We start from the raw sequence: 13,685 nt of genomic DNA on the forward strand, positions 1-13,685 counted from the left end.
TAATTGTTACTGGCGAGCTTTCCAGGTTTGAGTTTAATCCAAATGATTCCAGAATTACTTCGGTTTGTCCAGACTCATTTGCGATGACATCAAAATTCAATGTAGCAAATAGTCCATCAATCATGTTTGAAGTTCCACTGGCTGCTGCAAGCTTGATGGTATTCCCTTCAATTCTGTGTCTTGCCCCAAATCCAATAATATTTTCTGGATATTCGATGAAATTTGTCTCTCGGGGTGCAAGAACATCTGGATCAAATGTCAGAGTGAAATCATGGGAAAAGATATTTTCACCATTTGTTATCCTGATTGGAATTCCGATAGTATTTTGAACTTCTGCTTGAACTGTTTCGTCGATATCCAAAGTACCACCAGCTAATAGCTCAGGTACACCCGGGATTGCAGGTAAAGAATCAATACTATCAACTACAAATTGCAGAATAACCGAGGCATCCAGAGGATCAACAACTGAATCAAGATAGACATTGGCATTTGCCCAGGCTTGACAATCAAGTTCTAATGAATCAATTGCATAGAGTAAGATATCAGACGCATCAAGAGCTTGGATAAAACCATTCTCATCTACATCACCATAGTCTGGTATGGGCTCAATATAGACTGAGCCATTGGTAATATCTGTGACTTCCACATCATTGAACAGGGCATAGTCACAGTTCACGGGAACCGTAGTACAAACCGCACCCGTTACCAGAAATTCCAGATAGCAGAACACACCCTCACCAGTGATCTCATCTGAGCCAGCAAAAGCAGTTTGTAACACACTGCCTGATTCGTTTACTGCCCAGGTCCAGTCTATACCACCGATCATGGTGCCGATTGTGTCGATGCCGATGAATTCGAGGCCTTCTGTGTAGGCGGAGAAGTTGAGTTCGGCGGCGCGGCCACGATTGATTTCTGCCAAGACAGGTAAATTAACTGAAGTACCTACCCTTGCATTAACATTTTCAACAACAACATTGACCTGGGGCCGTTGGTAAAGTATTGAGATAGAATTTGAGCCCTCATTAGTTACCACCATATCCAGATGATCATCATTATTAATATCTGCAAAACATACAAATTTTGGATCATCTCCAACGTCATATGTACCACCAGAAATGAATTCTCCTGCTACCGTATTCTGAAATATTGAGACACTATTCATAGTTCGACTCACAACAGCCAGGTCAAGCAAGCCATCCCCGTTCACATCACCCAGGTCAACACCCCACGACGATTCCACTCCTGGAAAATGTTCAACTGGATCATATGTCTGCCCCCCCAGGTTATTAAGGATTGAAAATGAGTTGCCTCGATGATTAGATGTGACAATATCAGGTAATCCATCTTGGTTAAGGTCACCAACTTCAACATTATAGCTACCATCGCCTACGCTCATTGTTATTGAGGATGCGAAATCGCCATCACCCAGGCCATAGAGGACACAAACATAGTTTGAGCTGCCATTTGAAGTAATTATGTCTAATAATCCATTACCATCCAGGTCATCAGCAACAATGGAATAGTTACTTCCATAAACAGGATGATGGATCGCATTGGAAAATATACCATCCCCCTGATTTAACAGGATGGACACATTATTAGATGAACTTTGTACGGTTGCGATGTCAAGATCGCCATCTTGATCAAGATCCGCCATTAAACATCCTTGTACTTGGATTCCAACATCATATACCACCTGCCCAAGGAAGGAACCATCCCCATTATTTTCAAACACCGATACACTGTTTGACGACTGATTTGAAACTGCCAGATCGATATCTCCATCGAAATCGAGATCCCCACATGCAATTCCTGATGGAGAATTTCCAGTGTTATATGTTTCTGAAATCAACAATCCTGAACCCACCTCTGATAGAATTATTGAAATTGTGTTGTCAGTTCCATTACTAACTATGATATCCAATTGATTATCACCATTAAGATCAGCGGTATTAACCGCTCTGGGTCCACTGCCAACAATTAGCTCCTCAGATACCTGAAATTCCTGACAAAAGGCAATTGAAGTCCCCATTAGCAAAAAAAGTAAAACAATTTCTCTCAATGACATTTCATTCCTCCTTATGATTGATAAATTTTCTTTTGTCTATCAGCATTGGGGAAGAAATCAAAAAACTATCGGAAATAATGTTATGATTTTAGCCTAAGTTACTGTTTGGGCAGATTCTCAATAATTAGTCCGCCATTCGCCATCCTGATAATATTGAATTGGGTTAAGCAGACTCTCAATTGAATCTGCTGAGAAATCCGTGTAAATTGATTTTCCATGATAGGCGTAGTAAGCATCTGTGGTTATATCAGGGATGCTGGAATTGACTAATTTAAAGTTCTCATTTAGTGTGTAAATAGCATATTGACGCGAGCTAGCATTCCCCACGTAAATTTTATACAAATTATTTGACTCGATAGTTACGCTGTACACAGTAAAATGAGCACTTCTTTTCTCCAAAGGAATCCATGACAGTGAAGGGAATCGCAAATAATACATATGTTCAGCAATTTTTTTTTCGTTCATGGAAGAATACCTATGAGTTAAAGGATCACTTCCACTTAAATTTTCTCCGGATATGACGCCCACTACTGGCTCCCTGTCAAACCCATTATGTGTACCCGCAAAGATAATCTCCTTAAATGAATCCCCATCGACGTCATGAAATTGAATCGTATTAAAATGGCCAGCATGTGTGTACTCTTGCACATTCTCCCCATTTAAATTCAACTTTGTGAGCACAGCTGGGAAGTATTGCCAATGTTTTTGACCTACCACGATTGAATATTGCTGATCCTTGCCCTTCAGAAAGGCTAGTGATATTATGTTATATGGTGGTTCATATGTATACGGCCCAAACTTTATTGCATGGTTCACATTCTTTTCCCATTTGATTTTTCCTTTATTGTCAATGAGACTGACTAACCCAGATAATGGAATTTCTCTAGTTTCAACCGCGAACAAAACTTCATTTAGTCCATCGCCATCAATATCTTGAACGTCAAAATGAATTTCCTTATCAAAATTTTCAGTAAGTTCTCTATCTGTGGAGCCCAATAGTTCATCGCTAAACATTTGATGGTACCAAAGGGCTTTCCCGCTACTATTCCTTGCAACAACCGAGACACCTTCGATTGTTAAATTAACCGGATTCAAATCCCGCGTAAACCACCAACTCCCCCACCCAATCCCTGCGATTAACAGTATAGCTGCCGCATACCTCATGACCTGATTACGGCGGATGTGGGCTTGGGACCACTGCTTGAGAGTGATGATTTGTTTTTGGGTGACACGTTGAGAGGTTAGGAGGTTTGAGAGTTCCGTCTCCGCCAGGCTACACCGTGACAAGTGGGAGGTTTGGAGGTTTGGGGGTTGGGATGTTTGAATGTCTGAACCCTGAGTTCCCGGAGGGAGTATCGAAGGGTGAGTTCCCGTAGGGAGTATGGAAGGGCGGTCCCTGAGGTCACTCGAAGGGTGGTCCCTGAGGTCACTCGAAGGGTGGTCCCTGAGGTCACTCGAAGGGTGGGTTTCTGAGTTGATGTCGAGAGTTTCACTATTGGGGGTGGTGACTGAGGATCGAGATCCTTCGTTGCTCTCAGGATGACTAATTGTGGATAATTTATTTAAGGAAACTTTAATGACATCAGAATTGATTTCCGGATGAACAAAGATCTGAAAGGGAGAACAATAAAAAGCCTCAATCTTAGCAGGTAAACTCTGCTCAGAAACACCCCTGACCTGGCCATTGACATCAATCCCACCTGTAATGACTGCATTTTGGCTAATTTGATGCTGGGTGCGTTGAATGGTTGCCTTTTCCATCTGAGCTAACACTGCCAGGCTCATCCCCAAACCAAATGATTCACCTGTGTAGAAATACTCTTTATCAGCGAATCCAAACATGACTCGAAATTTTGGAATGTTGCCTGTCCTGCGAATCTTTAACTGCTTTTTAGCAGCACCCACTGCATCCAGAGCCTGATTGTAAAAAGGGTCACCCATATTGACAGGATAATTGTTGAAGAGAATCAAGTCGTTATCAGCATCACTCCGACGCAGCTCGACCTGAACGGTCAAAGGCTGAATCGTAGCATTCCGGATAAGTCCAAACCCCTGGGTCTGTTCCTGCTCCACGAGGGGGATCCATACAGTATCACTGGAAAAACCACTCGTTCCACCCTGTTCTTCTTGAGATTTGCCTGATACTTGATTGCTCTCAATTTCAATACCCGTATCCTCCATCATCTGGAGGTAATGCTGCAATCGGTCTAGAAACTCATTGGAGCGAAACTTCAGCACATCTACTTGGAGAAGTTCAGGGATCTGCTCCTGGACCTCCTGAAAATATGAATAGAAGCGATGGGGTGATGATTGTTGGTCAATCATGCTTAAAAAGCTGTAGAGGATGCTAAGTTTAAGCCTGGCAGATATCCCACTGCTAAGATAATACTGTAATTCCTTGAATTTCTCCTCGATCTCGCGGAGTGGAATATTCTGATTCATCTCACCCAAAAATAATGACGCGTATTTGCTGATCAGGCTTTACATCATGAAAAACAGCAACACCTCTGGTAACCTCACCAATTCTGGAGGGTTGGCTCTCTTTTTCAGCAATTATTTGGACCTTCTGCTTCCCCTCTGCTATTTGTGATGTGTCAAGCCGTAGCACAAGCTTATAGGTCTCCCCTTCTGGTTGGAATTCCACATAGATATGTTCATTACACTGATTTTCTACCAGGATTTCACCCTGTCCGATACGCTCCCTCCATTTCATTTCCAGAATAGAGAGATCAAACTCAGCTCGAGGGGTGTGAATCGTAACTTTGAGATCCTTCGTCTGAGGTAATTCAAGGGAACCTAGATTGATACGACCAAATTGATCTGTGATTAGTTCGCGTTGACCCGGCGTTATGGTCACTGGTACATTTTTTACTTTTTGGTCATCATCTGCAATGAGATGCAGGGAGATATCCTGGGTCTGAATATCTTCGATGATCCGGATTAGTATAGCACCATCATCAGCGCTTAGTACACCATGGTTCTGATACCGCGTTTGAGGGTCTGGGCTTGACGTATCACCCGCCCGCATTTGTATCCGCGGAAACTGTTTTTTCGCTGTATCATTTTCCTCCCGGTAGCCTGCAATGATACAAAACTTATTTTCAGATCCACCTGCCTTTGAAGTGGCAAGTGTATCAATCATTTGTTTTGGTATGCTGATAAACTGTTCGTCAGCTTGTCGAAATTGCTCCAATAGGTTTTCATACTGTTCTGTACAGAAGCTGCATTGATCCAGGTGTTGTTGGATATTTACAGGAACCGGCATATTGCGCAGCTTATTCAGAGCTGATTTTTCTAGCAGACTTATCGTTATGCAGCTACTCATTGTTGATGCCTAGATTATCAATACCAAGGTTGAGGAGTATATCTCTTAGAGAGACAAGGCAGTGCCTTGTCGTTACAATGTTTACCACTCTATTGATCTTCATTGCGTTCTATGCCTCGGTGCAGGATCAGATAGAGAGTCAAAGCAGTGCCTTGTCTTTACCATATGACTTCTGCCTGTTATACTTATCATCAACCTATAAAAAACTCTGCGCCATTTTGACAGGTGGTTCCTGAGCTTAGCCGAAGGGCTCAATGCAACGCTCTGCGTGCTCTGACTGCCCCGATTGTAACATCGGGGCGAGATATATTTTCTTATTGCCATCATTGATCCTCTATCCTCATTGGCTCAGTATTCGGAAAATCGTGTTCATATTGATGTTGCAGCTCTTTTTTACCCAGCTTGATCAGGTATTCCAGACGGCCTCGGTGAATTTTCCATATCGCCGATTTCATTTCACTAAATCCGGAGTTGACCTTGTATTCCGGCAGTTTTCCAGCGTAGCCATCCATGAGCAGATCTTCAAAGTATTGATCAAGAATCTCAGTATAAATGTTTGCCTCATTTTGATCTATTTTGGATTTCTCAACAAAACGCTGGTTTATCTCATAGCGGAAGAAGGTTTTTATGCGGTCCGTATAAACCTCCTGATCTGTTTGGGATATTTCATAATTCTCAGAGTTTTCTAGAGTTGAACCAGCATATTCAGTTTCAAAGGATAAGGTTTTAAGACCCATGAGGTATTTCAATAATTTGTAAAGATCACTACGAGATATAAAGTGCCGATGATCGTCTTCTTGTTTTAGTTCGCTCAAAAAATCTCGCACAATACCAGGGAGTGTGTCATGGTCTTTTCTGCTATTTTCAAGCATGAATAAAGCATTGTCCCAAACTATCTCTGGTTTTGATGGGTTAAAATCGTCAGGAAATACTGTTTTACCAGATTCATTTTGTAGATAGAAATAATCTTCATCCCAATGCTTAGCCAATTTGATTTCCGGATCTCGCTTATGAACCAATGACAGATTGCGATATATCCGGGCACCAGATGGATCATTTTGCTGAAATGCTCTAGCCAGGGACTGTTTGGTATGGGCCACAACCAGCCGTCTGGTCATGAATAGGGCTTCATCCTCATCAGCCTTGATTTGATCCTGAAGGGGCTCAAAATATTGGATCAGTTTATAAAATATGCCCTTGTCATCCCGGGCAAACAACTCGGCAATTGAATCCAGCGCAAGCTGCTGCATCTTAGCTTCATCAGCTCTATCATATTCAGAACCCAGCTTGCCTGCTTTTCTCCTGGAGAATAGATAAGCTGTTGATAGTGATGCACAGTACCGGATATAGAGATTCAGTTCTGATTGTGATAGATCAGATTTCAAGATTTTTAGAATTAAACGTAGGAGTTGGTTCGTGTTCAGCACCCGCAATCACTCTCTTTCTATGAGTAGGGATGAAATAAAGTTGTGAATATTAATAACTCTGACCATTTCATTAAGCTGATAACTTTCCCCCTTTGGTACAACAACATAATTCTCTTTTGATTCGATGCTTTTAAACGCCTCTGTATTTCCTTTAGTCAGTGTTGGTGAATCTGAGAATTTAAACTCTAATGCATACTTTACTGATCCACTCCTGGATAATACTAAATCGCACTCTGCCCCATCATGAGTTCTATAAAAGGCGGCTTCATAGTGGTTCTGTACGACTCCCATTATCTGAGAAATGCAATACCCTTCCCATGAATTCCCCATTGAAGGGTGACCAAACAGCTCTTCTAAAGACCCGATACTGAGCAGCTGATGAAGAATGCCACTATCTTGTAAAAAAAATTTTGGAGATTTGACCAACTTCTTTTTGAAATTTGAAAAATGCGGATTTAACCTTCTGATTAAAAATGCCTGTTCAAAAAAGTCGACATATCTTCGAACCGTATTTATAGAAATGCCCAGTGACGATGACAATGCTGAAAATTTTATAATATTACCGTGAGTATGAGCCAACATCATCCATAATCGTCGAAGTAGAAGCGGCTCTGCGGAGAGCCCCAATAGTCTTAAATCTCTTTCTAAATAGCTCGTCACAAAATTTGCGATCCACTTCTGAGCCAGATTATCATTCGGTGCAAACAGAGCTTTTGGGAATCCCCCTCTGAACCAATGAGATTCAAGTGATATGAAAGGCGGGAGTTCTTGGTCCGCGAAGGGGTGAATAACGACATAGGCAATCCTCCCGGCAAGACTCTCTGTACTTTGCTGAATCAAATCTGGAGATGCTGAACCTGTAATGATAAACTGGCAGCTATCACCAGTTTGATCCACTAGTGCTCTCAATAAAGGGAACAGCTCCGGTTTACGTTGAATCTCGTCAATAATGACGCACTGATTTTTAAATCTGCTAAGATACAGTTCTGCTCTTCCAAGTTTATTCAAATCGGAATTTAATTCCAGGTCAAGGTAATGAGTTTGTTTACCTGTTCTGGTCTGAATCATTTTACATAGCGTTGTTTTGCCAACTTGTCTGGCTCCAATTAGCCCAACTACCGGGAAATAGGAGCACAAATTTGAAATCTCAAGCTCACAATAACGTTTATACGGTGGTTTCATGGAGCAATTATAATATTATCCCGCATATTATGCAAATGATATTCATAATATGCGTTATATTGTTTATGGGCTAAACCTGTTTGAGCGGTTTCACCGCTTGAAAACAGGTTTATGTAAAAAAAGGGAGCCCGAAGACTCCCTTTTTAAATACATCTGTGGAACGTAATTAGCTGAGCTTGGCCAGGATATCACCCCGGTTAAGAATCAGATAATCATTGCCATCATATGACAGCTCATCGCCGGCATATTTACCATAGAGGATAACATCACCCTCACTGATCAATTCCATGAGGTCTTCATCATTACCGACAGCGGCAACGGTTCCCCGACGAGGTTTTTCTTTGGCTGTGTCAGGAATAATTAGTCCTGAAGCAGTGGTCTCTTCCTCATCAGCTGGTACAACTAAAACACGATCATCTAAAGGTTGAATTTTCATTTTCTTTCTCCTATAAACCTAATAAACTATTGATTTTATTTCTATCGAAACCGACCACAGGGCGATTATTGATCCATATCTGTGGAACCCCCTGCTGTCCGGTCTTTCTTACCATGTCCTGAGCAGCCTTTTGATTTCTGCTCACGTCAATTTCTTTGAATTTGATTCCCTTCTCACGCAAATAACGTTTTGCTGTTGTACAATGCGAACAAGTCGGTGTCGAAAACATGATCACTTTTTTTGTTTGGGCAGTTGTAGTTACCATAACTCTTTATGCGTCCTTCTTCAATTCATTTAAATTCAAAACTTTGAAGAGGCGTTCAGATACGGCATCAGGAAGTTCACACTCATCTTCCACTACCCGATATAATTTCACGGAACGCTGCATGGTGTCGTAGTAAACCTTACATTCAGGACATTCCTCCATGAGAGAACCAACCTCCTGACACAATTCAGAGCCGATATCTGCACCGAAATCCAGGCAAATCTTTTTTTGCAGCTCTACATCATGTTGTGGTTTCACTATACCAGCCAACCTTCACGTTTTAGAAAGCTACCCATACTGTCTCGCAGAAAAAGCCTGGCCCGCATGAGTCGCACCTTCACATTACTTTCAGAAAGATCCAGCATCTCCGCAGTTTTAGCTGTGGATAACCCCTCCAGGTCACGAAGGACAAAAACCGAACGATACTTTTCGTCCAGATCATCCAAACCCACTTTCAGGGCAAACTTGAACTCCTCGTCAGTAACCTTGGTCTCAATATACTCCGGCCAATCTGAAATATCCAGACCGTGGAGATTCTCGAAATCAGGCTCCTGAATTGAATAGGAGATCTTCATTCTGGATTGCTTTCGCAATTTGCCGAGAGCGGTGTTCACACCAATGCGGTAGATCCAGGTGTAAAAACTGGACTTACCTTTAAACGCGTTGATCTTTTGAAATGCTGTAATGAAGGTTTCCTGAAGCATATCCTCAGCATCCTCATTATTACGCAGCATTCGCAAACCCAAATTATAAAGTCGAGCAGAGTACATAGTCACCAGCTGTGACTGTGCTTTCCGATCTCCCTCACGGGCTGCCTGGATCAGCTCCGGCGTCTCTTCACTTTTCAATTCACGATTAATTGGATGCAGTTCCTATTCAGACGTTACAGTACATTTCATGATGATAAAAAGCTTTAAAGCAGGACCAGACCGGTTGAGACCATGGTGTAGCGCATCTCAGCAGTCGTATTTGCAGTTTTTTCAGCTCGCTCATTTTCACAACCGGCTTCACCACCGTGATCACCACCTTCAGCACAACCATCGTGTGATCCCAATGGTTTATTGATCTTCTCAGCGATCAAAAGCCCCTCAAAATCCACCTTGCGACCCGATCCACTTGCTGTAACCAAAAGTGTATCGATGAAATTTACGCCAGGTACGCATAGAACGGGTGGGAACTTTACTCAAAGTGACTCCAGCCGATTGATCATCTCGGCTGCTACCAGTTTGTTGTGGAGTTCCGAAAGATCTCCATTGGTAATTTCTTCCAAGCGGTATAAAGTCAAATTTATACGGTGATCAGTTACTCGTCCCTGGGGGTAATTATAGGTACGGATCTTGGCACTCCGGTCACCGCTGGACACCAGGGTTTTGCGCATGGCAGCCACTTTACTGTTTTGCTTTTCACGCTCATTCGCCAGCATTCTGGCTCGTAGAACCTTCATCGCTTTTTCTTTATTCTTATGCTGGGAGGATTCATCCTGACATGAGACAACCATACCCGTGGGCATATGTGTAATACGAATGGCGGATTCAGTTTTATTTACATGCTGACCCCCGGCTCCACTGGCCCGAAAAGTATCGATCCTAAGATCTGAGGTATTGATCTCAACATCAACTTCTTCGGCTTCCGGTAATACTGCCACAGTGGCAGCGGATGTATGGATGCGGCCGCTGGACTCTGTTTGCGGAACCCGCTGAACCCGATGAACACCACTCTCAAACTTCAGTTTGCCATAAGCAAGCTCTCCGGTAATCTGGATGATGGCTTCTTTGGTTCCGCCCACCCCGATTTCACTAAGGGTGATAAATTCATGTTTCCAACCGTTGTTCTCAGCATAACGCAAATACATACGCATGAGATCTGATGCAAATAGAGCTGCCTCATCTCCACCAGCTCCAGCTCTAATTTCCAGGATGGCAGCCCCATCATCAGCTGGATCAGTAGGAATAAGCAGTATTTTCAGCTCATCTTCCAATTTTACCTGATCTTCGAGCAAACCATCTAATTCTTCTCTAACGATCTCCTTCAGCTCGTCATCGTCACCCTGAAGGATAGATTGATCTTCCTCAATATTTTCAACGAGCAATTCATATCGCTTAAATGCTTCCAGCACGCGGGTCAGGTCATTGTGCTCACGGGCAACTTTCGCATATTCACGATTATTGGCCATGAGTTCTGGATCAGATAGCTGAGTTTCCAGACCTGTATATTTTTCCTGTAATGCGGGAAGTTTGTCAAGCAGCATTAGATGACCTGCAACTCAATTTTTAGCCACTCGGCTTCGCAAGTTTTTGTCACGGATACCAAAAATGGCAAAGGTTTGATCAGCTTAGAAGTCATAGCTATCTCCCGAACTGTTTTCTGAGTGATAGCTATTACCGCAGCGGATGTTAGTCGCAATATTCTGTTTTCGAATATTTTCCTCGAGAGGTTTATATCTCTCGACTCCGCTCGGGATGACGGACGTTGGTTTCGTACGACTATCTGCCGCCAGTTTAATATTTTCTGCACAATTCTTATTTTCTGTTATCAATCAATAGCTTCAGCAACATAGGTTTGGCCATGGTGTTTTTCCATATCCTCACCGAAGGCGAACTTTAATGATTCCAGGGCAACCGACAGTTGGTCATCGTCTGGTTCACTCGTCGTAATATACTGTAGCCATATCCCGGGGGCAGCTAAGGCCCGAACCCAGGCAATATGACGATATTTGGCAGTCAATTTCAGAACTTCGTAGGATACACCAGCTACCAGAGGGATCAAAGGCAGGTGGGTCAACAGACGTATCTCCAGGTTCATCTCACCAACAAATAACTTCACCACACTGTCAATGAGAGCAAACATGATAATGGATGCTAAAAGCACGATAAAAATAAAGCTGGTACCGCATCTGGGATGTTGGGTCTGAAAAGGCCTGGCTGATTCCAAATCCAACTTTTTACCGGCTTCAAAAGTGTACACGGTCTTATGTTCAGCACCGTGATACTGGAAGAGTCGTTTTACATCATCCATGAGGGAGATACCCCACAAATACGCCAAAAACAGGGCGATACGAATCACACCAGAAACGATATTGAAGGTGAACGCAGTTTCAGACAGATGTAACAGATTCCCGGTTACAAATAGAGGGGTCACAAAAAACAGACCCAGACCAATGCTCAGAGCCAGTATGGTCCCCAGAAAGGAAAGTAGCTTATCCTTAAAACCTGGTTCTTTGTCAGCTTCTTCCTCGTAAGCGATTTCAGCTGATTCATTCAGCGTTCCCACGCCCATTTTCATGGACTCGAACAAGGCGATCATCCCTCGAATTACCGGTTTTTTCAGTAAAGCATATTTCTCAATAAGCGATGTAAACTCAGTCCGACGAGTTATGATCTCTCCCTGAGGATTTCTAACTGCGATAGCATAGGCTCCCGGTACACGCATCATAACTCCTTCGATGATGGCTTGACCACCAACCAGAATGGTTTGCTGTGCCGCGAGAAATGCGTGAAGCAGAACGCGATATTTGCGCTTTGTCATCAATTCAGCTTTCAGAAATGATCTATTTAGCTTTGGCAGTGCCGTATTTCTTACGGAATTTGTCGATCCGACCAGCCGTATCGAGCAATTTCTGCTTGCCGGTAAAGTATGGATGACACTCGTTGCAAATTTCAAGATGCAGATCACCTACTGTGGTAAATGTCTCAAAAGAATTCCCACAGGCACAAACCACTTTATTCAATTTGTATTTAGGATGGATTCCTGGTTTCATTTTATAATAACTCCTTTATCAATTCAATTTAGCGACGGCACTGGCAAATCTGTCCAGGCCGGTTTTAATTGCGTCCAAAGATGTTGCATAGGACAATCTAATATGCTCTGCGGCACCAAAAGCTGAGCCTGGAACCACTGTAACATGAGCAACATCCAATAAATATTTTGTCAGATCCATGTCATTTTCAATGATAACATCGCCTGCTTTTTTCCCAAACAGATCAGAGACTTTCGGAAAAGCATAGAAAGCTCCCTCTGGCATAAGACAGGTCATACCGGGCATATCATTTAAAGCCTTAACCATATAGTTACGACGTTCTAAAAATTGTTTCCGCCAGCCATCCAGAAAAACAGGTTCTTCAGTGAGAGCTGTTTCAGAAGCATACTGGGCGATGGAGTTGGGGCAGCCGGTAGCCTGGCCCTGAAATTTCCCCATAGCGCTGGCCAGTGCAGGGGTTGAGGCCGCATATCCAATACGCCAACCAGTCATTGCAAATGCCTTGGACATGGTCTGAACTGTGATAGTCCTTTCATAGGCACCTTCAAACCCGGCCAGACTGATATGTTCGCCTTCATAGACCAGGGCTTCATAGCATTCATCGCTAATGATCCAAAGGTCATGCTCATTGGCAACATCTACGATTGCCTGCAAGCTGGCTCGATTAAGCACGGCACCGCTGGGATTGGATGGTGTGTTAATTATCATCCCTTTGGTATTCCCCGTTACACCAGATAGAAGCTGCTCACGAGTAATCTGAAAACCATCACGCTCATGGGTTTCCACATAAACCGGTTCTGCCCCGCTCAGTTTGACAACTTCAGGGTAGGTCACCCAATACGGTGTCAGAATAATCACTTCATCCCCTGCTTCAAAGAGGCTCATCATAATATTGAACAGTGAGTGTTTTCCACCATTTGAGACCACAATCTGACCTGGCTCATATTCAAGACCATTGTCTTGTTTCATTTTTTTTGCAATGGCTTGTTTTAGGGTACTGGTTCCTGAGCCTGGCGTGTAGCGTGTTTTTCCTTCAGCTAGAGCTCTATTTGCAGAAGCAATAATATGCTCAGGTGTATCAAAATCAGGTTCTCCGGCACCAAAGGAAATAACATCCACTCCTTGTTCGCGAAGACGGGCTGCAGCTTCAATTACAGCCATGGTGGCTGAGGGTTGTAAGGCGTTGATTCTTTTGGCAAATGTCATTTCTTTTCCTCTCTCCTTA

14 protein-coding genes are annotated in these 13,685 nt (G+C 43.0%); all 14 read right to left on the reverse strand.

Annotation, left to right across the window (positions count from 1 at the left end):
• Positions 1-2,068: FG-GAP-like repeat-containing protein (locus tag U9Q77_09695; GenBank protein ID MEA3287630.1), on the reverse strand; the 2,068-nt coding region annotated here is incomplete at its 3' end.
• A gap of 117 nt (positions 2,069-2,185) precedes the next feature.
• The gene (locus U9Q77_09700) at positions 2,186-4,510 is read right to left on the reverse strand and encodes a hypothetical protein (protein MEA3287631.1); all 2,325 of its coding nucleotides are present in this window, start codon (positions 4,508-4,510) and stop codon (positions 2,186-2,188) included.
• A gap of 1 nt (position 4,511) precedes the next feature.
• The gene (locus U9Q77_09705; GenBank protein ID MEA3287632.1) at positions 4,512-5,393 is read right to left on the reverse strand and encodes a hypothetical protein; all 882 of its coding nucleotides are present in this window, start codon (positions 5,391-5,393) and stop codon (positions 4,512-4,514) included.
• Positions 5,394-5,716: 323 nt separating this feature from the next.
• Positions 5,717-6,778, reverse strand: a complete 1,062-nt coding sequence (locus U9Q77_09710) for a hypothetical protein (GenBank protein MEA3287633.1) — start codon at positions 6,776-6,778, stop codon at positions 5,717-5,719.
• 48 nt (positions 6,779-6,826) lie between these two features.
• The gene (locus U9Q77_09715; GenBank protein ID MEA3287634.1) at positions 6,827-8,002 is read right to left on the reverse strand and encodes an ATP-binding protein; all 1,176 of its coding nucleotides are present in this window, start codon (positions 8,000-8,002) and stop codon (positions 6,827-6,829) included.
• Positions 8,003-8,168: 166 nt separating this feature from the next.
• Positions 8,169-8,438, reverse strand: a complete 270-nt coding sequence (locus tag U9Q77_09720) for a co-chaperone GroES (GenBank protein ID MEA3287635.1) — start codon at positions 8,436-8,438, stop codon at positions 8,169-8,171.
• A gap of 10 nt (positions 8,439-8,448) precedes the next feature.
• Positions 8,449-8,703: a glutaredoxin domain-containing protein gene (locus U9Q77_09725; GenBank protein MEA3287636.1), complete on the reverse strand. Its 255-nt coding sequence runs from the start codon at positions 8,701-8,703 to the stop codon at positions 8,449-8,451.
• Between the two features lie 6 nt (positions 8,704-8,709).
• Complete coding sequence (locus U9Q77_09730) at positions 8,710-8,961, reverse strand: hypothetical protein (protein MEA3287637.1); 252 nt, start codon at positions 8,959-8,961, stop codon at positions 8,710-8,712.
• Positions 8,961-9,551 carry a sigma-70 family RNA polymerase sigma factor gene (locus U9Q77_09735; GenBank protein ID MEA3287638.1) on the reverse strand — a complete coding sequence of 197 codons (591 nt, stop codon included), beginning with the start codon at positions 9,549-9,551 and terminating at the stop codon, positions 8,961-8,963. The genes U9Q77_09730 and U9Q77_09735 overlap by 1 nt, the downstream gene beginning before the upstream one ends.
• A gap of 65 nt (positions 9,552-9,616) precedes the next feature.
• The gene (locus U9Q77_09740; protein MEA3287639.1) at positions 9,617-9,832 is read right to left on the reverse strand and encodes a hypothetical protein; all 216 of its coding nucleotides are present in this window, start codon (positions 9,830-9,832) and stop codon (positions 9,617-9,619) included.
• Between the two features lie 54 nt (positions 9,833-9,886).
• On the reverse strand, positions 9,887-10,951 hold the full coding sequence (prfA, locus tag U9Q77_09745) for a peptide chain release factor 1 (protein MEA3287640.1): 1,065 nt from the start codon (positions 10,949-10,951) through the stop codon (positions 9,887-9,889).
• Positions 10,952-11,235: 284 nt separating this feature from the next.
• Entirely contained in the window at positions 11,236-12,228 is a 993-nt protein-coding gene (locus U9Q77_09750; protein ID MEA3287641.1) for a DUF1385 domain-containing protein, read from the reverse strand.
• Between the two features lie 22 nt (positions 12,229-12,250).
• Positions 12,251-12,460 carry a 50S ribosomal protein L31 gene (gene rpmE / locus U9Q77_09755; GenBank protein MEA3287642.1) on the reverse strand — a complete coding sequence of 70 codons (210 nt, stop codon included), beginning with the start codon at positions 12,458-12,460 and terminating at the stop codon, positions 12,251-12,253.
• An 18-nt stretch (positions 12,461-12,478) separates the two neighbouring features.
• Complete coding sequence (locus tag U9Q77_09760) at positions 12,479-13,666, reverse strand: pyridoxal phosphate-dependent aminotransferase (GenBank protein MEA3287643.1); 1,188 nt, start codon at positions 13,664-13,666, stop codon at positions 12,479-12,481.
• Between the last annotated feature and the right edge of the window lie 19 nt (positions 13,667-13,685).

It is taken from the genome of Candidatus Neomarinimicrobiota bacterium, assembly GCA_034716895.1.
Lineage (GTDB): Bacteria > Fidelibacterota > UBA8477 > UBA8477 > JABMPR01 > JABMPR01.

Coding starts and splice junctions, on each gene's coding strand:
- U9Q77_09700 (MEA3287631.1), bottom strand. CDS start 4,510: ATGAATCAGAATATTCCACTCCGCGAGATCGAGGAGAAATTCAAGGAA.
- U9Q77_09705 (MEA3287632.1), bottom strand. CDS start 5,393: ATGAGTAGCTGCATAACGATAAGTCTGCTAGAAAAATCAGCTCTGAAT.
- U9Q77_09715 (MEA3287634.1), bottom strand. CDS start 8,002: ATGAAACCACCGTATAAACGTTATTGTGAGCTTGAGATTTCAAATTTG.
- U9Q77_09720 (MEA3287635.1), bottom strand. CDS start 8,438: ATGAAAATTCAACCTTTAGATGATCGTGTTTTAGTTGTACCAGCTGAT.
- U9Q77_09725 (MEA3287636.1), bottom strand. CDS start 8,703: ATGGTAACTACAACTGCCCAAACAAAAAAAGTGATCATGTTTTCGACA.
- prfA (MEA3287640.1), bottom strand. CDS start 10,951: ATGCTGCTTGACAAACTTCCCGCATTACAGGAAAAATATACAGGTCTG.
- U9Q77_09750 (MEA3287641.1), bottom strand. CDS start 12,228: ATGACAAAGCGCAAATATCGCGTTCTGCTTCACGCATTTCTCGCGGCA.
- rpmE (MEA3287642.1), bottom strand. CDS start 12,460: ATGAAACCAGGAATCCATCCTAAATACAAATTGAATAAAGTGGTTTGT.
- U9Q77_09760 (MEA3287643.1), bottom strand. CDS start 13,666: ATGACATTTGCCAAAAGAATCAACGCCTTACAACCCTCAGCCACCATG.